The organism is Streptomyces durhamensis, assembly GCF_000725475.1.
In the GTDB taxonomy this organism is placed as follows: domain Bacteria; phylum Actinomycetota; class Actinomycetes; order Streptomycetales; family Streptomycetaceae; genus Streptomyces; species Streptomyces filipinensis.
In genome coordinates this window covers 41,462-62,525 of the sequence record NZ_JNXR01000012.1, presented here as the reverse complement: position 1 = coordinate 62,525, position 21,064 = coordinate 41,462, and the positions used below count along the sequence as shown (strand labels likewise).

The following is a 21,064-nucleotide window of genomic DNA, read 5'->3' as shown; positions in this document are numbered from 1 at the left end:
TGCCCGTTCGGGCCCTGCGGCAAAGTTCTACAGCGGGTGTGCGGCGCTGACCAGGTCTGCTGGGGATCCGATCCTGCCCGTGTGTGCCCGTTTGCGGGGCGCCGCGGACCTGCGGGGCCGTGCGGGCCGGGGTGGGAGCGGGCGCCTCGGATGCCCGGATGCGGCGCGGGCGGGCCCGTTCGGTGCCCGCCCGCGTGTGTGAGGGTTCGTTTTCCGCCGCCCACACCCTCGTGGAAGGCGTGCCAGGGAGCCCCGCCGGCCCGCCGGCGGGGGCTCCGCTTCGGGGTCAGTACGGCCAGATGGGCGGGTCGTTCACGAAGTGCCCGCCGAGGTGGCCGTGCGCCGGGTTCTCGGGGTCCAGCTCGCCCTGCTCGGCGATCAGCTTCTCGGCGTACGGCTCGGAGTCGTCCCGCGGCTCGTAGCCGAGCGCCCGCGCGGTGCTCAGGTCCCACCACAGCCGGGTGTTGGCGGAGGAGCCGTAGACCACGCTGTGGCCGACGTGCTCGGCGGTCAGTGCCGCGTGGAAGAGGCGGGCGCCGTCGGCCGGGCTCATCCACACCGAGAGCATGCGCACGCTCGTCGGTTCCGGGAAGCAGGAGCCGATGCGCACGGACACGGTCTCCATGCCGTGCCTGTCCCAGTAGAGCTGGGCGAGGTCCTCGCCGAAGGACTTGGACAGGCCGTAGAAGGTGTCCGGGCGGTGCGGGGTGTCGACGGGGATGGGCGGCTCGCCCGCGCGCGGGGCGGGGGTGAACCCGACCGCGTGGTTGGAGGAGGCGAAGACGATCCGGGGCACGCCTTCGCGGCGTGCGGCCTCGTAGAGGTGGTAGGTGCCCTCGATGTTGGACTTCACGATCTTCTCGAAGGGGGCTTCCAGGGAGATGCCCGCGAGGTGGAGGACCGCGTCCACGCCCCGCACGGCCTCGCGCAGCGCCTGTGTGTCGGCGAGGTCGGCGGTGATCGCGTCCGGCTCGCCCTCGACCGGGCGCATGTCGAACAGGCGCAGCGTGTAGCCGTACTCCGGCAGCAGGGACCGCATGAGGGTGCCGAGCCCGCCGGCGGCGCCGGTGAGCAGAACGGTGCGGGGAGCGGGCATCCGTGATTCTCCTTGTGGACCGTATTCACATGCGTGGACACGCTAGGGAGCTTCGCCATGCACCGTCAAGTGTCCCTTGATGTGCGCCAATTCGCCTCGGTGTCGCGGGTTCGCCCGCTTGACCTGCCGCGAGTGGCCCCCCTAGCGTGGTTACGTTCAGAGATGTAGACGTGGATCAGAAACATGCACCGGCGTGTCGCAAGGGAGAGCCCGTGACGCCAGCACCTCTCACCGCACGGCTCGGCGATCCGCGCGGGCCGCTGTTCTTCCCCGTCACCGCCTTCGGCCCGGACGGCTCACTCGATCTCGACGCCTACCGCACCCATGTGCGCCGGGGTGTCGAGGCCGGCGCCGCGGCCGTGTTCGCCTGCTGTGGCACCGGGGAGTTCCACGCGCTGCTGCCGGAGGAGTCCGAGGCCTGCGTCCGGGCGGCGGTGGAGGCGGCCGGCGGACGCGTGCCGGTCGTCGCCGGCACCGGCTACGGCACCGCCCTCGCCGTGCGCTACGCGCGTCTCGCCGAGGCGGCGGGCGCCGACGGCCTCCTCGCGATGCCGCCCTACCTCGTCCTCGCCGGACAGGAGGGCCTGCTGCGGCACTACCGGGAGGTCGCCGCGGCCACCGCCCTGCCCGTGATCGTCTACCAGCGCGACAACGCCGTCTTCACGCCGCGGACGGTGGTGGAACTCGCCCGCACCGAGGGGATCACCGGTCTCAAGGACGGCCTCGGCGACCTCGACCTGATGCAGCGGATCATCAGTGCCGTACGCACCGAGGCTCCCGGTGACTTCCTGTACTTCAACGGCCTGCCCACCGCCGAGCAGACCCAGCCGGCCTACCGCGCCCTCGGTGTCACCCTGTACTCCTCGGCGGTCTTCTGCTTCGCTCCCGAGATCGCCCTCGCCTTCCACCGGGCCCTGGCCTCGGGCGACACGGCGACCGTCCACCGCCTGCTGGACGGCTTCTACCGCCCCTTCGTGGAACTGCGCGCCCAGGGCCGGGGCTACGCCGTCTCACTCGTCAAGGCGGGCGTCCGGCTGCGCGGCCTGGACGTCGGCGAGGTCCGGCCCCCGCTGCACGAGCCGGCGGAGGAGCACGTCAAACAACTCGCCCAGCTGATCGAGCGGGGATACGAACTGCTGGAGGAGGGCGCGTGAAGGCCTCGGCGTTCGTCTACCCCTGGGACGTCAACGGGGACCCCGCGGCCCCGGCGCGCATCGCCGGGCTCGGCGTCGAGCAGGTGACCCTCGCCGCCGCCTACCACTCCACCCGCGCCCTGACCCCCCGCCACCCCCGCCACCGCATCGTCACCGCCGAGTACGCGGCCGTCCTCTACCCGGCCGGCGAACGCTGGGCGGGACGTGGCCTCAGGCCCTACCCCGCCGGCCGCTGGGCCCCGGGTGACGCCTACGGCGAGGCGGCGGCGGCCCTGCACGCGGCGGGCCTGGAGGTGCACACCTGGGTCGTCCTCGCCCACAACTCCCGGCTCGGCGCCGAACACCCGGACACCTCGGTCGTCAACGCCTACGGCGACCACTACCCCTGGGCACCCTGCATCGCCCAGCCCGCCACGCGCGCGTACCTGGTCGACCTGGCCGCCGAGGCCGCCGTGCGCCCCGGGGCGCACGGCACCGAGCTGGAGTCCCTCGGCTGGTACGGGCTGCGGCACCTGCACGCCCACGACAAGATCTCCGGGGTGGGGCTGGGGGAGGCCGGGCAGTACCTGATGTCCCTGTGCTTCTGTCCCTCCTGCCGCGCCGGGTACGGCGAACAGGGCCTGGACCCCGAGGAGTTGGCCGGTTCGGTGCGGGCCGCGCTGGAGCCGCTGTGGCGGGGCGTGGCGGACGACGAGGGCTGGCCCACGGTCGCGAAGCTGCTCGGCGAGGAGACGGCGGCCCGCACGCGCGCGTGGCGCGACGAGGTCGCCGGCACCCTCCAGGAGGCGGCCGTGGCCGCCGTACGGGCCGCCGCACCGGCCGGCTTCCAGGTCCTGCTGCACGCCGATCCGGTCTCCTACCACTGCGGTGCCGACGCCGGCACCGACCCCGCCCGTGTCCTGGCCGCCGCCGACGGCGTGGTGGTGCCCTGCGCGGGCGGTACGGCCCTGCTGGCGCCGTTCGCCGAACGGGCCGGGGAGCGGACGGTGCTGGCCGCCAACCTCACCGTCGTCTCGGGGATGGGCGGCAGCCCCGGCACGCTCGCGGCGGACGCGGCACGCGCGCGGGCGCGGGGCGCGACGGAACTGCGCCTGTATCACGCCGGGTTGGCGTCCGACTCGGACCTCGCCGCGGTGCGCGCGGGGCTGTCCGCGCGCTGAACCAGCGAGGCCGCCGTCCCGAGCAGCGCGAGGCCGTACAGCGGCAGCAGCAGCCCGGGGGAGGCGATCGCGAGCAGACCGGCGCCGGCGCCGAGTCCGATGACGTTCGGCGTGAACACCAGGGTGTTGGCGGTGGCCGTCGCCCGGCCGAGCAGCGGGCCGGGCGTCTGCTGCTGGACGGCGGTGAACGCCGCGACGAGCACACAGGGCAGGCCGAGTCCGATCGCCGCGCTGGACGCGAGGGCCACCGCGTCCGACGGCACCGCACGCGCGGCCACCGCGAGCGCCGTCAGCGCGATGCCCGCCGCACCGAACCGGCGGGCGCCGAGCCGGCGCAGCGCGGATCCCGAGACGAGGCCGGCCGTCACCGATCCGGCGCCCTGGACGGCGTAGAGCACGCCCGTGTAGGCGGGGGAGTGGCCGAGCCGGTCCACGACGGCGTACACCGTCGTGCTGCTCAGCGAGGCGAGGAGCATCGTCGTACCGCCCGCCCGGACCAGCGGGCGCAGCCCCGGGTGTCCCCACAGGTGCCGGACGCCCTCCGCGGTCTCCTGCCGCCAGCCGCCGCCGGACCGGACGGGCCGCTCCTCGCGCACCCCCAGCAGGGCGCACAGTCCGCCGGCGAGCACGAAGGTCGCCGAGTCCAGACAGGCCACGGCAGGACCGCCGAAGGCCGCGTACAGGCCCGCCCCGGTCAGCGGGGCGACGAGTTTCATGCCCTCCGTCACGCTCATCCGCAGACCGTTGAAGTCGCCGCGGAGGTCCGCGGCGACGACGGCGGTGACCAGGGCCGACTCGGCGGCCTCGGCGACGACGCCGACGGTTCCGTAGAGGAACAGGACGGTGAACAGCAGCCACAGGCCGTCGGCCGAGCGGACGGCGAGGAGGGCCGGGAGGGCGGCGGCCAGCGTCAGGTTCAGGGCGATGAGCAGGGGCACCCGGCGCACGCGGTCCGCGATCGTGCCCAGCGCAGGGCCGGCGAGCGTGGGCGCCCACGCGGCGAGCACGCACAGGGCGGGCAGGGCGTCGGATCCGGTCAGGTCCCTGACCCACACCCCCGCCGCCAGTGACAGCGAGGAGGTGCCGAAGGCGGACACCGACAGGCCCGTGAGGTACAGCCCCGCGTTGCGGTCCCGCAGCACGCGAAGCAGCTTCCAGGAAGTCGTCATGCCTGGTCATCGTGGGACTAAGGGGGGTGGGCGCGAATCGGTAAGGTGCCCTGTCTCCGGGGTCGGGGCCCCTTCCGGAGGGCGCCGTCGCCGCGGACGGCGAGGGCGCACCCGCCCCGCACCGATGAGTTTCCGTCCGCCGGCCGGTCACCCCTGTGTACCGGAAGCGCGACCCTGAAGGAGTACGGCATGACCATCGTCGACCTCGGCCCGCAGGCCCGGATCGTGGCGCGGCTCGCCGAGTCCGTGACCGACGAGCAGCTGTCCGCCCCCACACCGTGCCCCGAGTACGCGGTGCGGCAGCTGCTGGGCCATCTCCACATGCTCTCCGTGGCCTTCCGCGACGCGGCCCGCAAGGACCTCGGCGCGACGACCGACACCAGCCCGGACGCGTTCGTCCCGGACATCGCACCCGGCTGGCGCGCGGACCTGCCCAAGGCCCTGGACGAACTCGCCGACGCCTGGCGCGACCCGGCCGCCTGGACCGGTATGACCCGCGCGGGCGGGGTGGACCTGCCGGGCGAGGTCGCCGGCGCCGTCGTCGCCGACGAGCTGGTCATCCACGGCTGGGACCTGGCCCGCGCCACCGGCCGGCCCTATGCCCCCGACCCGGCGGCCCTGGACTCGGTCCACGGCTTCCTGCTGGCGGCCGCCGCGGACCCGGACCGCGGTGACGGCATCTTCGGCCCGGTCGTCCCGGTCCCGCCCGAGGCGCCCCTGCTGGACCGGGCGGTGGGCCTGAGCGGACGGGAGCCGGGGTGGCGGCCCTGAGGGCCTCTCCCCCTGATCCCGCCGGCGCCGGGGGCCTGGGCCGCCGGGCGGCGGAAGCGGCGTGGCGCGGCTACGGTGAACCTGAGAGGGGGCAGCGGAACAGGTACGGAGGGAGCCGCAATGCGGGAGCACCACGTGTGGGTGACGACGCGCCGCCTTCAGCCCGGCACACGGGAGGAGTTCGAGCGGGCATGGCGCCCGGCCCCCGCCCCGGACGGCCTGCACCGGGCCTATGCGTACTGGTCCGAGGACGGACAGGAGATCACCGGCGTCTCGCTCTGGGAGTCCCGGGAGGCGTGTGACGCGTGGCGGGGCTCCGAGGCCGAGGCGCAGCGGAGGGCGGCCATGGCCCCGTACGTCGTCGAGGAACGGGAAGGCTTCTACCGCGGCCGTGAACTCACCCTCCCGAGTGCTGCCAGCGGGTGAACGCGGCCGCCGCACGCCGCCGCGATCCCCACGGCCCGCACACGCGAGGCCTACGGTGGAGACATGAGCGGGATCGTCGTCGTGTACGAGCTCGACAAGCCGATGGCCGCGCACGGCCCGCCCGGCGCGAAACGGCTCCCCCGCCGGGTGCACGCGGCGCCCACCGCCCCGGGCCAGGCCGAGGCGGCCGGCCCGCGGACACTCTGCGGCAAGGACACCTTCGCCATGGAGACGGCCCGCGGCACGTCTGCCGAGCGTACCGGGGGCCCGTGGTACCCGGCCGAGTACGCGTCCCTGGTCTGCCCCGACTGCGACGTCGTGATGGAGACCTGACCGGGAGCGTGCGTCCCGGGCCGGCCCCGGACGCGTCATTCCGGTTCCAGTGGGTGAAACGCGCGGGAGCGTGGTGCGAGGCGTCGTACGCTCCCTTCCATGCCGCCCACCCTCACCGTCCTCGGCACCGCCTCTCCGCACCCCGGACCCGACCGGCCCTGCTCCGGGTACCTGCTGTCCGGAGGGGGTGCCTCGGTGTGGGTGGACGCGGGTCCCGGTACGTTCGCCGCGTTGCAGCGGCACACGGATCCCGCGCGGCTCACGGCGATCTGGATCTCCCATCTGCACGCCGACCACAGCGCCGATCTGCTCGCGGCCGCCTACGCCTTCGCGTTCGGCGGGGTGACTCCGCCCGCGCCCATCCCGCTCTACGCCCCGCAGGACTGCGCCCGGCGGCTCGCGGGCTTCTTCGGGCGGCCGGACGTCGACTTCCTGAAGGGCGTCTTCGACTTCCGGGCCCTGTACGACGGCCATGACGTACGGCACTGGAACCTGCGCCTCACCGCCCGCGCCGTCGCCCACGACACCGAGGCCTACGGGCTGCGCGCCGAGTGCCAGGGGAGCGTGCTCGCGTACTCCGGGGACAGCGGGCCGTGTGCCGCGCTCACCGAACTCGCCGCCCGCGCGGACCTGTTCCTGTGCGAGGCGGACATCGACGCGCATCACGAAGGCGAACACCGGCAGCAGGTGCATCTGACGCCCGAGGACGCGGGGCGGATCGCCCACGCGGCGCGGGTGCGGGAACTGCTCGTCACCCACGTCGGACCCACGCTCACCCGTGAGGCGGCCACCGCCCGGGCCGCCTCGTTCTCCGGCCGGCCCACCCGGACCGCCGTCGAGGGCGACGTCCACACCCTCTGAGAAGCCCCGGGCGCCGGCCCCGGCCGTCTTTTGTCAGAAGCATTGACGAAACACGGGCCCCCTCCTACCTTCATCGCGTCGTACTTCGTACGTCATATATGAGACGCGATACGTGAGATCCGAGAGGGCCGCATGACGTCTGTGCCCACCCCGATCCCGTCCCGCACGCAGTACGTACTGGACGCGATCAAGCACCGCATCCTGACCGGACGGTTGACGCCCGGGCAGGCCCTGGTCGAGACGGAGCTGGCCGCGCAGTTCGGGGTGTCGAAGACTCCGGTGCGGGAGGCGCTGAAGACGCTCGCCGGGACCGGTCTCGTCGTGATGAGCCAGTACAAGGGCGTCACGGTGCGCATGGTGGACGCGGACATGGCGCGCGAGGTCTACGACGTGCGGCTGCTGCTGGAGCCGGAGGCGCTGAGCAGGGCCGTCGGGCGAGGCGCCTTGTTCGACGCCGCGCGCGAGGCGCTGACCCGGGCCGACGACGCCACCGACACCGCCGAACGCTCCCTGGCGAACCGGGAGTTCCACCGCGCCCTCTACCTGCCGTGCGGCAATCCGCTGCTCGGCCGGATGCTGGACGAGATCCGCGACCAGGCCGCCCTCGTCTCGGCCGTGGCCTGGGCGGCCGACCCGTCCTGGGAACGGGAGGCCGCCGAGCACCGGGAGATCCTGCGGCTCGCGCTGGACGGCGACGCGGACGGTGCCGCGCGCGCCCTGCACGCCCACATCGCGTCGTTCGTAGGGCGGGCCTTCCCCGGGCCCGGCCCAGCGGAAGGTCAACGATGAGCAGCGTGACGTTCGAGACCCAACGGGCGGCCCTGGCCGACGTGGTGGCCATCCCGGTGACCCCCTTCGCCGAGGACGGCTCCGTCGACCAGGACACCCACCGGGCCCTGCTGCGTCGCCTGCCCGACGGCGGGATCCGCACCCTCACCCCCAACGGGAACACCGGCGAGTTCTACGCCCTCACCCCCGAAGAGCGCCGTCTGGTCGCCGAGTCGACCGTGGCGGAGGCCGGCGGGCGTGCGGTGGTCCTCGTCGGCGTAGGGCACGACCTGCCCACCGCCGTCGTCGCCGCCCGGCACGCCCGTGACCTCGGCGCCGGGATGGTGATGGTGCACCAGCCCGTCCACCCCTACGTCTCGGCGGCCGGCTGGGTCGACTACCACCGCGCCATCGCCGAGTCCGTGCCCGAGCTGGGCGTGGTGCCCTACATCCGCAACGACCGGCTGCCCGGCGCCCGGCTCGCCGAACTGGCCGACCACTGCCCGAACGTCATCGGCGTGAAGTACGCCGTGCCGGACGCCGCCCGGTTCGCGGGCTTCGCGCGTGACGCGGGCCTCGACCGTTTCGTCTGGGTCGCCGGTCTCGCCGAGCCGTACGCGCCCTCCTACTTCTCGGCGGGTGCCACCGGCTTCACCTCCGGGCTCGTGAACGTCGCCCCCGCCGTTTCGCTGAACATGATCGAAGCGCTTCGGTCGGGCGACCACCCGGCCGCCATGAAGATCTGGGAGCAGATCCGCCGCTTCGAGGAACTGCGCGCCGCCCACGGCTCCGCCGACAACGTCACCGTCGTCAAGGAGGCCCTCGCCGCGCTCGGCCTGTGCCGCCGCGACGTCCGCCCGCCGAGCAGGCCCCTGCCCGAGGACGAGCGCGCCGAGGTCGCCGCCATCGCCGCCGGGTGGTCCCTGTGAAGGAGCTGAGAAGCCACCGGTGGTTCGGGAGCGAGGGGCTGCGGGCGTTCAGCCATCGCGCGCGGACCCGGCAGCTCGGGTATCTCCCCGAGGAGCATCTGGGCAAGCCCGTGATCGCCGTGCTCAACACCTGGTCCGACATCAACCCGTGCCATGCGCACCTGCGGGACCGCGCCCAGGCGGTGAAGCGGGGGGTGTGGCAGGCCGGCGGGTTCCCGCTGGAGTTCCCGGTCTCGACACTGAGCGAGACCTTCCAGAAGCCGACGCCGATGCTCTACCGGAACCTGCTGGCGATGGAGACCGAGGAACTGCTGCGGTCCTATCCGGTCGACGGCGCCGTGCTGATGGGCGGGTGCGACAAGTCCACGCCCGCGCTGCTGATGGGTGCGGCCAGCGCCGATCTGCCGGCCGTCTTCGTACCCGCCGGGCCGATGCTGCCGGGGCACTGGCGGGGCGAGGTGCTCGGATCCGGCACGGACATGTGGAAGTACTGGGACCACAAGCGGGCCGGTCTCATCGGCGACTGCGAGATGGCCGAGCTGGAGAGCGGGCTCGCACGCTCCCCGGGACACTGCATGACCATGGGTACGGCGTCCACGCTGACCGCCGCCGCCGAGGCGCTGGGCGTGACCGTGCCGGGCGCGTCGAGCATTCCCGCCGTCGACTCCGGGCACGACCGGATGGCCGCCAAGGCCGGGATGACAGCCGTGGAACTGGTGCGCGACGACCGGAGGCTCTCGCGGATCCTCACCCGCGAGGCCTTCGAGGACGCCGTCACCACCGTGCTCGGCCTCGGCGGCTCCACCAACGCCGTGATCCATCTGATCGCCATGGCGGGCCGCGCCGGCGTGCGGCTCACCCTGGACGACTTCGACCGCATCGCCCGGACCGTGCCCGTCCTCGCCGACGTCCGCCCCGGCGGCCGGAAGTACCTGATGGAGGACTTCCACTTCGCGGGCGGCCTGCCCGGCTTCCTGTCCCGGATCACCGACCTGCTCCACCTGGACCGGCCGACGGTCTCGCACGACACCCTGCGCGAGCAGCTCAGCGGCGCCCGGGTGCACGACGACGACGTCATCCGCCCCCGCGACAACCCGGTCGCGAGCGAGGGCGGCGTCGCGGTCCTGCGCGGCAACCTGTGCCCGGACGGTGCGGTCATCAAGCACATCGCCGCCGAGCCCCGCCTGCTGGAACACACCGGCCCGGCCGTGGTCTTCGACGACTACAGGACCATGCAGCGCACCATCGACGACCCGGCCCTCGGCATCACGGCCGACAGCGTGCTGGTGCTGCGGGGCGCCGGACCCAAGGGCGGCCCCGGCATGCCCGAGTACGGCATGCTCCCCATCCCGGACCACCTGCTCAAGCAGGGCGTACGGGACATGGTCCGGATCTCCGACGCCCGGATGAGCGGCACGAGTTACGGCACCTGTGTGCTGCACGTGGCCCCGGAGTCGTACGTCGGCGGCCCGCTGGCGCTCGTGCGCACCGGGGACCTCATCACCCTGGACGTCGGGAACCGCAGCCTGCGTCTCCACGTGGACGCGGAGGAGCTGGAGCGCAGGCGGGTCGCGTGGACCCCGCCGCCCGCGCGGTACGAGCGCGGCTACGGCGTCCTCTACAACGGGCACATCACCCAGGCCGACACCGGCTGCGACTTCGAGTTCCTGGCCCGGCCGGGTCAGGTCCCGGACCCCTACGCGGGCTGAATCACCCCCGGCATCACCCTCGACCCGCAGCCCTCCATGGCCGAGATCTCGAACAGCGATCGCGCGACGATGAACGGACTCAGCCGGTGTGGCCCCACTCGGCCCGGAGGTCCTGGCAGCGGACGGTGATCGAGGCGTCGGTGAGCGCGATCTCGTGCACACAGCCGCCGCCCTCGGCACCGTCCTCGTCGCGTTCGCCGGCCGGCAGGATCTCGTCGAGCAGCACGGTGTCGACCCGCATCCAGTCGATCGCGTGGTGGTACTCGACGGAGAAGTGCCGCACGCCCGAGTAGCTGATGCGCAGCCCCACCTCGTGCTTGAACCGGTTCGGCGCGAACTCCAGCACCAGCCGCCCGCTCTTGTCGGTCGCGGGACGGATCCCGGCCAGCTCCAGGTCCTTCACACAGCGGACCGCGCCGGGGATGTCGTAGTGCCCCGGATCCGAGGCGAACGCCCAGGCGCCCGGCGGGAGAACACCCCGCAGACGGGGCAGTTCGGCCAGGTAGGCGCGGGGGTCGAGAAAGAACCCGTGGTCCTGCCAGTGGACGTCGACGAATCTCATGCCCGGGATCCTCTCCGATGCCGGCCGCCGAGTGCGCGGCGCCCTGCGGCGAGAAAAGCGTATCGATCGGGTAACAGCCCTCGCAGCACGGGTGTTATGCGCGTAGACAATCTCTGACCTGGTACATCACTCTCATCCACCAGATCCGGAGAATCCATGCGGAAGTCCCACAGAGTCGTCGCCGCCGGTGCCGCCTGTGCTCTCGCCGGCGTCGCGCTCTACGGCGCGGGCGCGGCCACCGCCGGTCAGTCGACGGCGAACTCCACCCACGAGCCCTACAACATCGGGCAGTTGGTGAAGGACATCGACACCTACTACGGCACCACCGCCGACAGCAACGGCGTCTACCAGGCGTCGCCGGACAGCCCCTACGCCAAGGACCTGGCGCAGCTCGACGCCGACGCGAAGCGCTACATCGACAAGGCGGCCCGCAAGGCGCACCGTTACGGCGAGAAGCCGGCCGTCGTCTTCGACATCGACGACACGCTGCTGCTCAGCCTGGACTACGAGAAGCGCTACAACTACACGTACAACCCCACCACGTGGAACGACTACGTGAACCGCGCCGACCGTCCGGCGGTCTTCGGCAGCCCGGAGCTGGTCCGGTACGCGCAGTCCAAGGGCGTGGAGGTCTTCTACAACTCCGGTCTCAGCGAGGCGCAGCGCACCGCCGCGGTCGCCAACCTGAAGAAGATCGGCGCCGATGTGAACCTCGACACCGACCACATGTTCCTCAAGGACAAGGCCAACCCGCCGGCCTACCTGAGCGACTGCGCCACCCCGGGCGCCTGGAACTGCACGACCGTGCAGTACAAGTCCGGCACCCGTGAGCACATCGAGGACGACCTCGGCTACGAGGTCATCGCCAACTTCGGCGACCAGTACTCGGACCTCGACGGCGGCTACGCCGACCGCACGTACAAGCTGCCGAACCCGACGTACTTCGTCAGCTGAGCCCTTCCGGGCAGGCGGCCGGCAGCCGCTCGTACTCGGCCCCCGCCACCGGCAGCACCGTGCCGTGGCGGGGGCCGGCGTGCAGCGCGGGGCTCTTCTCGCCGATGGCCGCGGCCTGGGCGGCCGAAAGTGCCGGGGCAGGGAAACGAGATCGAGGACCGTACCAGCGATTCGTACGGAGCTTCGAACGTCGTGCGGTGCGCCGAACCGGATTCCGTAACACGGAGAAAACCTGAACCGGCTGTGCCGAGGGAACAATCCAGCCATCATCCGCACACGGATCACCAGGTGACGAGGAGTGGGACCATGTCAGTGGACCGGTACTTCAGGATCTCCGAGCGGGGCTCCACGGTCGGGCGCGAGATACGCGGCGGCTTCGCCACGTTCTTCACCATGGCCTACATCCTCGTCCTGAATCCGATCATCCTGGGCAGCGCCAAGGACAGGTTCGGTCACTCCCTCGACACCGGCCAACTCGTCACCGCCACCGCGCTGGTGGCCTGCGTGATGACGGTCACCATGGGCCTCGGCGGCAACCTCCCGCTCGCCATCGCCGCCGGCCTCGGCCTCAACGCCGTCGTCGCCTTCCAGCTGGCGCCCCTGATGAGCTGGGCCGACGCGATGGGCCTGGTGGTCCTGGAAGGCCTCGTCATCTGCCTCCTGGTCCTCACCGGGCTGCGGGAAGCCATCATGAACGCGATCCCGCAGCAGCTGAAGCAGGCCATCGGCGTCGGCATCGGCCTGTTCATCGCGTTCATCGGCTTCGTCGACGCCGGGTTCGTCAGCCGTATCCCGGATGCCGCCCACACCACCGTGCCGGTCCAGCTCGGTGCGGTCGGCCGGCTGACCGGCTGGCCCGTGCTCGTCTTCTGTCTCGGCGTGCTGCTGACCATCGCGCTGCTCGCCCGGAAGGTGAAGGGCGCGATCCTCATCAGCATCGTGACGATGACCGTCGTCGCGATCGTCGTCAACGCCGTGGCCGACGTCGGGAACTGGGGCCTGACCACGCCCAAGGTGCCCGACAGGATCGTCGCCGCCCCGGACTTCGGGCTGATCGGTCACTTCAGCCTGTTCGGCGGCTTCGCCAGGGCCGGGGTCCTCACCGCCGTCCTGCTGGTCTTCACCCTGGTCCTGTCCGACTTCTTCGACGCCATGGGCACCATCGTCGGCATCAGCGCGGAGGCCGGGCTGCTCGACGAGAAGGGGCAGGTGCCCGGCATCGGCCGCGTGCTGTTCATCGACGGCGCCGCCGCGGCCGTCGGCGGTCTCGGCTCCGCCTCCTCCAACACCGCCTACATCGAGTCCGCGGCCGGTGTCGGCGAGGGCGCCCGCACCGGCCTCGCCAACCTGGTCACCGGCGGCCTGTTCGGGCTCGCCCTCTTCCTCGCCCCGCTGCTCACCATCGTCCCGCTCCAGGCGGCGGCGCCCGCGCTGATCGCGGTGGGCTTCCTGATGATGACCCACGTCAAGCACATCGACTGGGACCGGTACGAGATCGCCGTCCCGGCGTTCCTCACCATCGTCGCGATGCCGTTCACCTACTCCATCACCGACGGGATCGGGGCGGGTTTCCTGTCCTACGTCGTCGTCAAGACGGTGCTGGGCAAGGCGAAGGAGGTCAACTGGCTGCTGTGGGGCGTGTCGGCGCTGTTCGTGGTGTACTTCGCGATCGACCCGGTGGAGCAGCTCCTCGGGGTGAAGTGACGGCTGCTCACTTCAGCGCCGCCTGCATCATCGCCTTGGCCACCGGCGCCGCCAGCCCGTTGCCGCTGACCTCCGACCGTGCCGCGTCCGACTGCTCCACCATCACCGCGACGGCCACCTCCTTGCCGCCGCCGTCGGACTTGCCGAACGACGTGAACCAGGCGTACGGCGTCTTGCTGTTGTTCTCGCCGTGCTGGGCGGTGCCGGTCTTGCCGCCGACGGTGGCGCCGTCGATCAGCGCGTTCGTGCCCGTCCCCTCCTTGACCACCGTCTCCATCGCCGACTGGAGCTGGCCGGCGGTGGCGGAGCTCACGATCTGCCGGCTGTCCGCGCCGTCGTCGTAGTTCCGCAGGACCCCGCCGCCGCTGTCGGTGATCTGCGACACCATGTGCGGCGAGACCAGCTTGCCGCCGTTGGCTATGGCCGCGGACACCATGGCCATCTGCAGCGGGGTCGCGGTGACGTCGAACTGGCCGATCCCGGACAGCGCGGTCTGCGCCTTGTCCATGCCGGAGGGGTACACGCTGGCGTAGGCCCGCACCGGCACGTCGAGCTTGTCGTCGTTGAAGCCGAACTTCTCGGCCATGGCCTTCACCTTGTCCTGGCCGAGCTGGACGGCCATATGACCGAAGACGTTGTTGCAGGAGTACTGCAGGGCGACGCGGATGGAGGCGTTCCTGCACGGCGCCGACTTGTTCTCGTTCACCAGGACGTGCGTCGTGCCCGGCGGGGTGTAGGGGTCCGGGCTGTCGGTCGGGTCGTCCACGTTCTTGTACAGCCCGTCCTCCAGCGCGGCCGCCGCCACCACCAGCTTGAACGTCGAGCCCGGCGGCAGCGGCTGGCGCAGCGCCCGGTTGGTGAGCGGCTTGTCCTTGTCCGCGTTCAGCGTCTTCCAGGCCACCCCGGCCGTGTTGGCGTCGGTGAGCGAGGACGGGTCGTACGACGGTGTGGACACCGCCGCGAGGATCCTGCCGGTCTTCGGGTCGATCGCGACGGCCGCGCCCTTGTTGCCGCCGAGCGCGCGGTACGCCGCCTTCTGCACGGCCGGGTCGATCGTGGTGAGCACGTCGCCCGGGTCGGAGCGCTCGCCGGTCAGCGTGTCCAGCACGGTCTTCAACTGGTTGTCCGTGCCGTTCAGCAGGTCCTTGTAGATGCCCTCCAGCTGGGTGGGGGCAAAGGCCTGCGAGGCGTAGCCCGTCACGGCGGCGTAGAGCCTGCCGTCCGTGTACGTCCGCTTGTACGCGAGGTCGCCGCCTTTCGTCCGCGCCGAGCCGGTGATCGCGTTCCCGGCCACGATGATGTTCCCGAGCGGCCGCGAGTACGTCTGGATTGCGTTCCGCCGGTTGTCGTTGTCGTCCGCGAGGGCCTTGCCGTCGTAGAACTGCACCCAGGTCGCCCTGACCAGCAGAGCGAGCACGAGCAGCAGAGCGAAGACGGACGCTCGCCTGATCGTCTTGTTCATCCCGCTTCGAAGACGATCGGGACGGGGCCGATCGTTCCCGTACGCCCCGATTTCTCATCGTCCGCTCAGGAAACCGGCCTCGTACGCGGCGATCACCGCCTGGGTGCGGTCGCGGGCGCCGGTCTTCGCGAGGACCGCCGCGACGTGCGACTTCACGGTGGCGGGGCCCACGTCCAGCCGCCGGGCGATCTCGGCGTTGGTCAGCCCGTCGGACATGTGCCGCAGCACATCGCGCTCGCGTCCGGTGAGCCTGCTCACCCAGGGCGCGGCCGGAGCGGGGCTGCGCGCGTGCTGGGCCGCGAGGGACCGCAGGGCCGACGGGAACAGCAGGGTGTCGGTGCGCGCGACCAGCCGTACCGCCTGCACCAGGGCGTCCGCGTCGGACCGCTTCAGCAGGAAACCGGAGGCACCGGCGCGCAGGGCGTCGTACACGTACGCGTCGTTCTCGAAGGTGGTCACGACGACGATCCGGGGCGGCTGTGTCATGGAGCCGACGATCTGCTCGGTGGCCCGGATGCCGTCGACCTCGGGCATCCGGACGTCCATGAGCACGACGTCCGGCCGCAGTTCCCGGACCACCGACACGGCCTCGGCGCCGGTGGTCGCCTCGCCGGCCACCTCCAGGCCCGGCTCGGCGGAGAGGATGGCGCGCAGGGCGGTGCGTACCATGCGCTCGTCGTCGGCGAGGACGATCCGGATCGGGGACTGGGTCATGCGGTTCCTTCCGGAAGCGGTCGCGGCGGCTCGTCGGCCGCCGTGGCGGGCGTGGTCAGCGGCAGCCGTACGGACAGGCGCCAGATGTCTGCCGAGGGCCCCGCCTGCGCCGTGCCGCCCAGCAGCCGCACCCGGTCGGCGATGCCCCGCAGACCGTGCCCGCCGCCCGGGCGGGGAGCCGTGGCCGCGCCCAGGGGGTTCTCGACGGTGATCTCCAGATGGCCGCCGGGGGCGGAGATGTGCACGGCGACCGGTGCGCCGGCGTGTTTCAGGGCGTTGCTCAGGCCCTCCTGCACGATCCGGTACGCCTCCCGGGAGACCAGCGCCGGCAGCGCGGCGGGGTCGAGGCCGACGGTGGCGGTCACGGCCTGCCCGCCGGCCCTGGTCCGGCGCAGCAGCCCGTCCAGGTCGCTCGCGAGGGTCGGCGCGGGCGCGGTGCCCGGCGCGTCCCCGTCCCGCAACACGCCGAGCACGGCGTCGAGTTCCCCGACGGTGCGCCGGGTGGTCTCCTCGATGGCGGCGAGTGCCTCGCGGACGAACTCCGGGTCGGTGTCGAGGAGCCGGCGGGCCGCGCCCGCCTGGAGGGTGACGGCGCTCAGGGCGTGGCCGACGGAGTCGTGCAGCTCGCGGGCGAGCCGGTTGCGCACGGCGAGGTCGGCGGCGCGGGCCTCGGCGGCGGCCAGCCGGTCCCGCGGGGTGGGCCCGAGCAGCGCGGGTGCCCAGCGGGCCAGCAGGGCGCCGCAGCCGGCCGCGCACGCGGCGAGCGCGCACAGTGCGGCCAGGCCCGCGACCGGGGACAGGGCCAACACCCAGCCGTGGTCGAGGGCTTCGGGCAGGCCCAGCCGGGTGTCGCGCAGGCCGGCGAACGCGGGCAGCGCGATCAGCACCACCGCGAACGGCGGCAGGGCCAGCGACATCCCGGAGATGATCCCGCCGAGTCCGAGGTGCAGCGTGAACCAGGCCGCCGTGCGCGCCCGTTCGGCCGCGGTGCGGGCCGGGCCGGCGGCCAGGGCGTCCGCGTCGACCCCGCACAGGGCCCGCACGGTGGCCGACTCCAGCGGCCGGGTCAGCGGGAACAGCGAGGTGACCGAGGCGATCGGCAACCCGACGGCGAACGACCCCAGTTGCAGCGGAAGGGAACGGAACACGTCGTCCACGCCGGTGAGCGGCCCGACGATCAGGGAGCCGACGAGGACGTACGGCATGGCGAGCGCGCCGCCCAGGATCAGATGGATCCAGCGGCGCCGCGCCCGCCCGCCGAAGAGCAGCCCCAACGCCCTGGTCACCGCGAGGCCTTGCCGGGCCGGTCCGTGAGGAAGCGGGCGATGACGCTCGCCACGAGGAAGCCGGTGATCACCTGCCCAGCGTAGGTCAGGACGGTCGGCGGTGTGGGCCTGTCGCCCGTCACCCACGCGGCCAGCGACATCCAGCCGCCCCAGCAGGCCACGGCCCCGGAACCGGTCCAGGCCAGCGCGAGCGGCACGGCCACCGGCAGCGTGCCGCCCCGGCGCAGGGCGAGCTGCCAGGCACCGGTGACGGCCGCGGCGAGGAAGAGGAGGTAGGCGCACTGCAGGGACCGGTCGCCACTCCCGTCCGGTGCCGCGACGCCGAAGGCCCGCAGCAGCCGCACCGCGCCCGGCACCAGCGCCACGAGCGCCGCCGTCACGACCGTCAGCCGCTGTGCCCGCGCCGCACCTGCGGCCGGCAACTCCCGCACCCGCCCCCGCCACAGATGTCCCCAGCGCTCGCGGGCGTACCCGGCGAACAGCGCGCCCAGCGCCAGCCCCTGCACGATGAAGCCGCCGTACACCACCCCGAAGACCCAGTCGGCGAGGAAGGGCCGGTCCGCCGTGCCGCCGCCTCCGCCGTGGCCGCCGTGCACGGCGAGCTGCAGCGGGAATCCCACCATGATGGGCGCGAGCAGTCCCACGGCCAGCCACATCGGCACCGCCAGCAGCCAGGCGGGCACCCGCCGGCCCCAGGGCCGGGTCAGCAGCAGCGCCAGCACGACGACGGACGCGTCCATCAGTACGGTGAGGCCGTTGGCGAGCGCCAGGGTGAGCCGGTGCCGCAGCAGCGGACTGCCGTCCGGGATGCCGAGGTGACTCCCGGCGATCCAGGCGACCTTCAGGGACAGGTACGGCAGGCAGGCGCCGATCGCGGCGAACCGGAGCGATCGGCGCAGCACCGGCGTACGGGCGGGGACAGTGGCAGGGGAAAGCGTCATGCCTCGACGTTCCCGGCCGCGCGCCCGGTTCGCCTCCTGCGGCCCGATGATCCGTCTCCGCCGCACGGGGGAGGGCTTCAGCCCTCCAGGATGAGCACGACCTCGTCGATCTCCTGCCCCCGGCCGTTCGCGTACCCGCGGGCCCGGGCCGTCTCGCGGAAGCCGCACTTGCCCAGCACCCGCAGCGACGCGGCGTTGTCGGCCGCCGCCCGCGCGTACAGCGGCCGTTCGGCGACCAGGGCGAGCAGCTGCCGCAGCGCGGCCGTCGCCACGCCCCGGCCCCAGTAGGCACGGTCGATCCAGTACGTCACCTCACGCTCGCCGGCCATGCCGTAGACGGCCGCGTTACCGGCCACCTCGCCGTCGGCCAGGACCGTGCGCAGCACGTGGGAGCAGTTGCGCACCCGTCGCCAGTAGGCCGCGAAGGCCTCCCGGTCGTACGGGTCCTCCGGGCCGAACGCGGCCATCCGGACGGCCTCCGGGTCGGTCATGTGCCGGTAGAACAGCGGCAGGTCACCGTCCTCGACGGTCCGCAGCGCGATCTCCATGGGGCCCGAGCCTACGACGGCCCGGGCGCCGGGCCCGCGACCGGTCACGTTCAGAGCCTGCGCGTCGCCAGGGTCAGCCGGTCGCGCGCGTCGAACAGCGCGTCCTTGATCATCTGTTCGTGGGCGGGAGTCAGCCGGGCCACCGGCACCGAGCAGCTGATCGCGTCCCGGGCCGGGGTGCGGTAGGGGATCGCCACGCCGAAGCAGCGCAGGCCCAGGGTGTTCTCCTCGCGGTCGACCGCGAAGCCCTGCTCACGGACCTGGTGCAGCTCCTCGATGAGCTTCTCCCGGTCGGTGAGGGTGTGCTCGGTGAGCGCGGGCAGGGTCTCCGGCAGCAGCTTGCGCACCTGCTCGTCGGTGTACGTGGCGAGGATCGCCTTGCCGAGGGAGGTGGAGTGGGCGGGCAGCCGGCGCCCGACGCGGGTGAAGGGCCGCAGGTAGTGCTGGGACTGGCGGGTGGCCAGGTAGACGACGTTGGTGCCGTCGAGCCGGGCCAGGTGGATGGTCTCGGTGGTGTCGTCGGACAGCCGGTCCAGGGTCGGCCGGGCGGCGGCCACCACCTCGTCGCCGTCGATGTACGACGTGCCGACGAGCAGCGCCCGCACCCCGATGCCGTACCGCGTGCCCGTCGCGTCCGTCTCCACCCAGCCCAGCTCCACGAGCGTGCGCAGCAGCATGTACAGGCTGGACTTGGGGTACCCGACCGCCTCCTGGACGGCCGCGAGGGAGTGCATGCCGGGCCGGCCGGCGAAGTACTCGAGCAATTCGACGGTCCGCACCGCGGACTTGACCTGGGCCCCGCCTGTCTCGCCAGCCGACATCGCCCTTGACCCCTTCAATCGCCGGGAAATAGTCTCCGAGCAGCATATTCATCATCAGAGACGGTGTTCAGTATATCGAACGCCGCTGATGGTTGACCCTGGTACGCCCTTGGATATTGCGGCCTTACTGGAGGGACCCGCGGTGGCAGCAGCACCAGTCTGGAGTGTCGACCCGCGCACCGGGAAGCAGCGTGAACAGGTTGCGGCGGAGGCCACGGCCCACGAGGTGGACGAGGCGGTCAGGGCGGCCCACGCCGCGCGCGGCGCCCTCGCCGACCGTACGGTGCGCGCCGCCTTCCTGCGTTCGGCCGCGGCGGGCCTGGACGCGGCGGGCGAGGGCCTGATCGCGACCGCCGACGCCGAGACCGCCCTCGGCCCGGTCCGGCTGACCGGCGAACTCGCCCGCACCAGCTACCAGTTGCGGGCCTTCGCCGACATCGTCGACGAGGGCGCCTTTCTCGACGTCGTCATCAACCACCCGGACGACACCGCCACCCCGCCCATCCCGGACCTGCGCCGCTACAAGGTCCCGCTCGGTGTCGTCGCCGTCTACTCCGCCTCCAACTTCCCCTTCGCCTTCTCCGTCGCGGGCGGCGACACCGCGAGCGCGCTGGCCGCGGGCTGCCCGGTCGTCGTCAAGGCGCACCCCGACCATCCGGCCCTGTCCGAGCTGGTCGCCGAGGTGCTGCGCCGGGCCGCCGCCGAGCACGGCGTCCCCGAGGGCGTCGTCGGCCTCGTGCACGGCTTCGAGGCGGGCGTCGAGCTGATCAGGCACCCCCTGGTCGCCGCGGCCGGCTTCACCGGGTCGGTCCGGGGCGGTCGGGCCCTGTTCGACGCGGCGGCCGCCCGTCCGGTGCCGATTCCGTTCCACGGTGAGCTGGGGTCCTTGAACCCGGTCCTGGTGACCGAGGCCGCCGCCGCCGAGCGCGGGGAGGCGATCGGCGTCGGGCTGGCCGGGTCCATGACGCTCGGCGTCGGGCAGTTCTGTGTGAAGCCCGGTCTGGTGCTGGTGCCGTCCGGGGCCGGGGGCGACCAGCTTGTGAAGGCCCTGACCGAGGCCGTCGGCGACACCGCCGCGGGGGTGCTGCTCGACCACCGCATGCGGGACAACTTCGTCGCCGGGGTGCGCGAGCGGGCCGCGCTGGAGGGTGTGGAGTCGCCGGTCACGCCGGGCGCCGGCGGCGAGCACAGGGTCAGCGCCGGGTTCCTCACGGTGCCGGCGCAGCGGCTGGCCGAGGAGGGGGCTTACGACCTGCTGCTGGAGGAGTGCTTCGGGCCGGTCACCGTGGTGGCGCGCTATTCCTCCGAGGGGGAGGCCGCCGCTGTGCTGTCGCGGTTGCCTGGCAATCTCACGGCGACGGTCCAGCTGTCCTCGCAGGAGGCGGCCGGCGAAGGCCGGGGCCCGGAACTGCTCGCCGAGCTGACCCCGTTGGCGGGGCGCGTGGTGGTGAACGCGTGGCCCACCGGTGTCGCCGTGGCTCCGGCCCAGCAGCACGGAGGGCCCTACCCCGCGACGACCTCCACGTCCACCTCCGTGGGCGGTACGGCCATCGAGCGGTGGCTGCGGCCGGTGGCCTATCAGAACGCGCCGTCGGCGCTGTTGCCGAAGGAGCTTCGCGACGGGAATCCACTGGGACTTCCCCGGCGGTTCAACGGGGTTCTGGAGCGGTAGATCACAGCCCTGCGACACTTGGGT

The 21,064-nt window shown here is 72.7% G+C and carries 21 protein-coding genes; 12 read left to right on the top strand and 9 right to left on the bottom strand.

The annotated features are described in order from the left end of the window. Positions 1-286: 286 nt before the first annotated feature. Positions 287-1,096 (bottom strand): NAD-dependent epimerase/dehydratase family protein, encoded by an 810-nt coding sequence (locus tag IO33_RS0117975; RefSeq protein WP_031165993.1) that lies wholly within the window; start codon positions 1,094-1,096, stop codon positions 287-289. A gap of 212 nt (positions 1,097-1,308) precedes the next feature. On the opposite strand from IO33_RS0117975, the gene IO33_RS0117970 reads away from it, so the two are divergent. Further along, the gene (locus tag IO33_RS0117970) at positions 1,309-2,250 is read left to right on the top strand and encodes a 5-dehydro-4-deoxyglucarate dehydratase (protein ID WP_031165990.1); all 942 of its coding nucleotides are present in this window, start codon (positions 1,309-1,311) and stop codon (positions 2,248-2,250) included. Then, the gene (locus tag IO33_RS0117965; RefSeq protein WP_031165987.1) at positions 2,247-3,410 is read left to right on the top strand and encodes a hypothetical protein; all 1,164 of its coding nucleotides are present in this window, start codon (positions 2,247-2,249) and stop codon (positions 3,408-3,410) included. The genes IO33_RS0117970 and IO33_RS0117965 overlap by 4 nt, the downstream gene beginning before the upstream one ends. Here the strand turns inward: IO33_RS0117965 and IO33_RS0117960 are convergent. Then, complete coding sequence (locus tag IO33_RS0117960; protein WP_031165984.1) at positions 3,347-4,579, bottom strand: MFS transporter; 1,233 nt, start codon at positions 4,577-4,579, stop codon at positions 3,347-3,349. The genes IO33_RS0117965 and IO33_RS0117960 overlap by 64 nt on opposite strands. Positions 4,580-4,768: 189 nt before the next feature. Here IO33_RS0117960 and IO33_RS0117955 point away from each other — a divergent pair, with 189 nt between their 5' ends. From IO33_RS0117955 to araD, 7 genes are all read left to right on the top strand, one after another. Beyond that, a complete protein-coding gene (locus IO33_RS0117955) occupies positions 4,769-5,350 on the top strand; it encodes a TIGR03086 family metal-binding protein (protein ID WP_031165982.1) in 582 nt (193 codons plus the stop codon). 120 nt (positions 5,351-5,470) lie between these two features. Beyond that, positions 5,471-5,776 (top strand): antibiotic biosynthesis monooxygenase, encoded by a 306-nt coding sequence (locus IO33_RS0117950; protein WP_031165979.1) that lies wholly within the window; start codon positions 5,471-5,473, stop codon positions 5,774-5,776. A 63-nt stretch (positions 5,777-5,839) separates the two neighbouring features. Continuing rightward, entirely contained in the window at positions 5,840-6,109 is a 270-nt protein-coding gene (locus IO33_RS0117945; protein WP_031165975.1) for a hypothetical protein, read from the top strand. A gap of 99 nt (positions 6,110-6,208) precedes the next feature. Beyond that, a complete protein-coding gene (locus IO33_RS0117940) occupies positions 6,209-6,970 on the top strand; it encodes an MBL fold metallo-hydrolase (RefSeq protein WP_031165973.1) in 762 nt (253 codons plus the stop codon). Between the two features lie 132 nt (positions 6,971-7,102). Beyond that, positions 7,103-7,759, top strand: coding sequence for a GntR family transcriptional regulator (locus IO33_RS0117935; RefSeq protein ID WP_031165970.1), 657 nt, complete (start codon positions 7,103-7,105; stop codon positions 7,757-7,759). Then, entirely contained in the window at positions 7,756-8,667 is a 912-nt protein-coding gene (locus IO33_RS0117930; protein ID WP_031165967.1) for a dihydrodipicolinate synthase family protein, read from the top strand. The genes IO33_RS0117935 and IO33_RS0117930 overlap by 4 nt, the downstream gene beginning before the upstream one ends. Beyond that, entirely contained in the window at positions 8,655-10,376 is a 1,722-nt protein-coding gene (gene araD, locus IO33_RS0117925; RefSeq protein ID WP_031165964.1) for an L-arabinonate dehydratase, read from the top strand. The genes IO33_RS0117930 and araD overlap by 13 nt, the downstream gene beginning before the upstream one ends. Positions 10,377-10,455: 79 nt before the next feature. Here araD and IO33_RS0117915 read toward each other — a convergent pair whose 3' ends face one another. After that, a complete protein-coding gene (locus IO33_RS0117915; RefSeq protein WP_031165962.1) occupies positions 10,456-10,938 on the bottom strand; it encodes a hypothetical protein in 483 nt (160 codons plus the stop codon). A 156-nt stretch (positions 10,939-11,094) separates the two neighbouring features. On the opposite strand from IO33_RS0117915, the gene IO33_RS0117910 reads away from it, so the two are divergent. Both IO33_RS0117910 and IO33_RS0117905 read left to right on the top strand, forming a co-directional pair. Continuing rightward, positions 11,095-11,892 carry an HAD family acid phosphatase gene (locus IO33_RS0117910; protein WP_031165960.1) on the top strand — a complete coding sequence of 266 codons (798 nt, stop codon included), beginning with the start codon at positions 11,095-11,097 and terminating at the stop codon, positions 11,890-11,892. Between the two features lie 306 nt (positions 11,893-12,198). Beyond that, positions 12,199-13,596 (top strand): NCS2 family permease, encoded by a 1,398-nt coding sequence (locus IO33_RS0117905; protein ID WP_031165958.1) that lies wholly within the window; start codon positions 12,199-12,201, stop codon positions 13,594-13,596. 7 nt (positions 13,597-13,603) lie between these two features. Here IO33_RS0117905 and IO33_RS0117900 read toward each other — a convergent pair whose 3' ends face one another. From IO33_RS0117900 to IO33_RS0117875, 6 genes are all read right to left on the bottom strand, one after another. Further along, complete coding sequence (locus IO33_RS0117900) at positions 13,604-15,058, bottom strand: peptidoglycan D,D-transpeptidase FtsI family protein (protein ID WP_031165955.1); 1,455 nt, start codon at positions 15,056-15,058, stop codon at positions 13,604-13,606. Positions 15,059-15,112: 54 nt separating this feature from the next. Continuing rightward, entirely contained in the window at positions 15,113-15,772 is a 660-nt protein-coding gene (locus IO33_RS0117895) for a response regulator transcription factor (RefSeq protein WP_031165953.1), read from the bottom strand. Further along, positions 15,769-17,058: a sensor histidine kinase gene (locus IO33_RS0117890; RefSeq protein ID WP_051926836.1), complete on the bottom strand. Its 1,290-nt coding sequence runs from the start codon at positions 17,056-17,058 to the stop codon at positions 15,769-15,771. Before IO33_RS0117890 ends, IO33_RS0117895 begins: the two co-directional genes overlap by 4 nt. Continuing rightward, positions 17,055-17,999: a hypothetical protein gene (locus IO33_RS0117885; protein ID WP_031165949.1), complete on the bottom strand. Its 945-nt coding sequence runs from the start codon at positions 17,997-17,999 to the stop codon at positions 17,055-17,057. Before IO33_RS0117885 ends, IO33_RS0117890 begins: the two co-directional genes overlap by 4 nt. A gap of 77 nt (positions 18,000-18,076) precedes the next feature. Further along, entirely contained in the window at positions 18,077-18,547 is a 471-nt protein-coding gene (locus IO33_RS0117880) for a GNAT family N-acetyltransferase (RefSeq protein WP_031165946.1), read from the bottom strand. Positions 18,548-18,597: 50 nt separating this feature from the next. Further along, positions 18,598-19,368 carry an IclR family transcriptional regulator gene (locus IO33_RS0117875; protein WP_031165944.1) on the bottom strand — a complete coding sequence of 257 codons (771 nt, stop codon included), beginning with the start codon at positions 19,366-19,368 and terminating at the stop codon, positions 18,598-18,600. A gap of 142 nt (positions 19,369-19,510) precedes the next feature. On the opposite strand from IO33_RS0117875, the gene IO33_RS0117870 reads away from it, so the two are divergent. Beyond that, positions 19,511-21,040, top strand: a complete 1,530-nt coding sequence (locus IO33_RS0117870) for an aldehyde dehydrogenase (NADP(+)) (protein WP_031165942.1) — start codon at positions 19,511-19,513, stop codon at positions 21,038-21,040. The last annotated feature ends 24 nt before the right edge of the window (positions 21,041-21,064 follow it).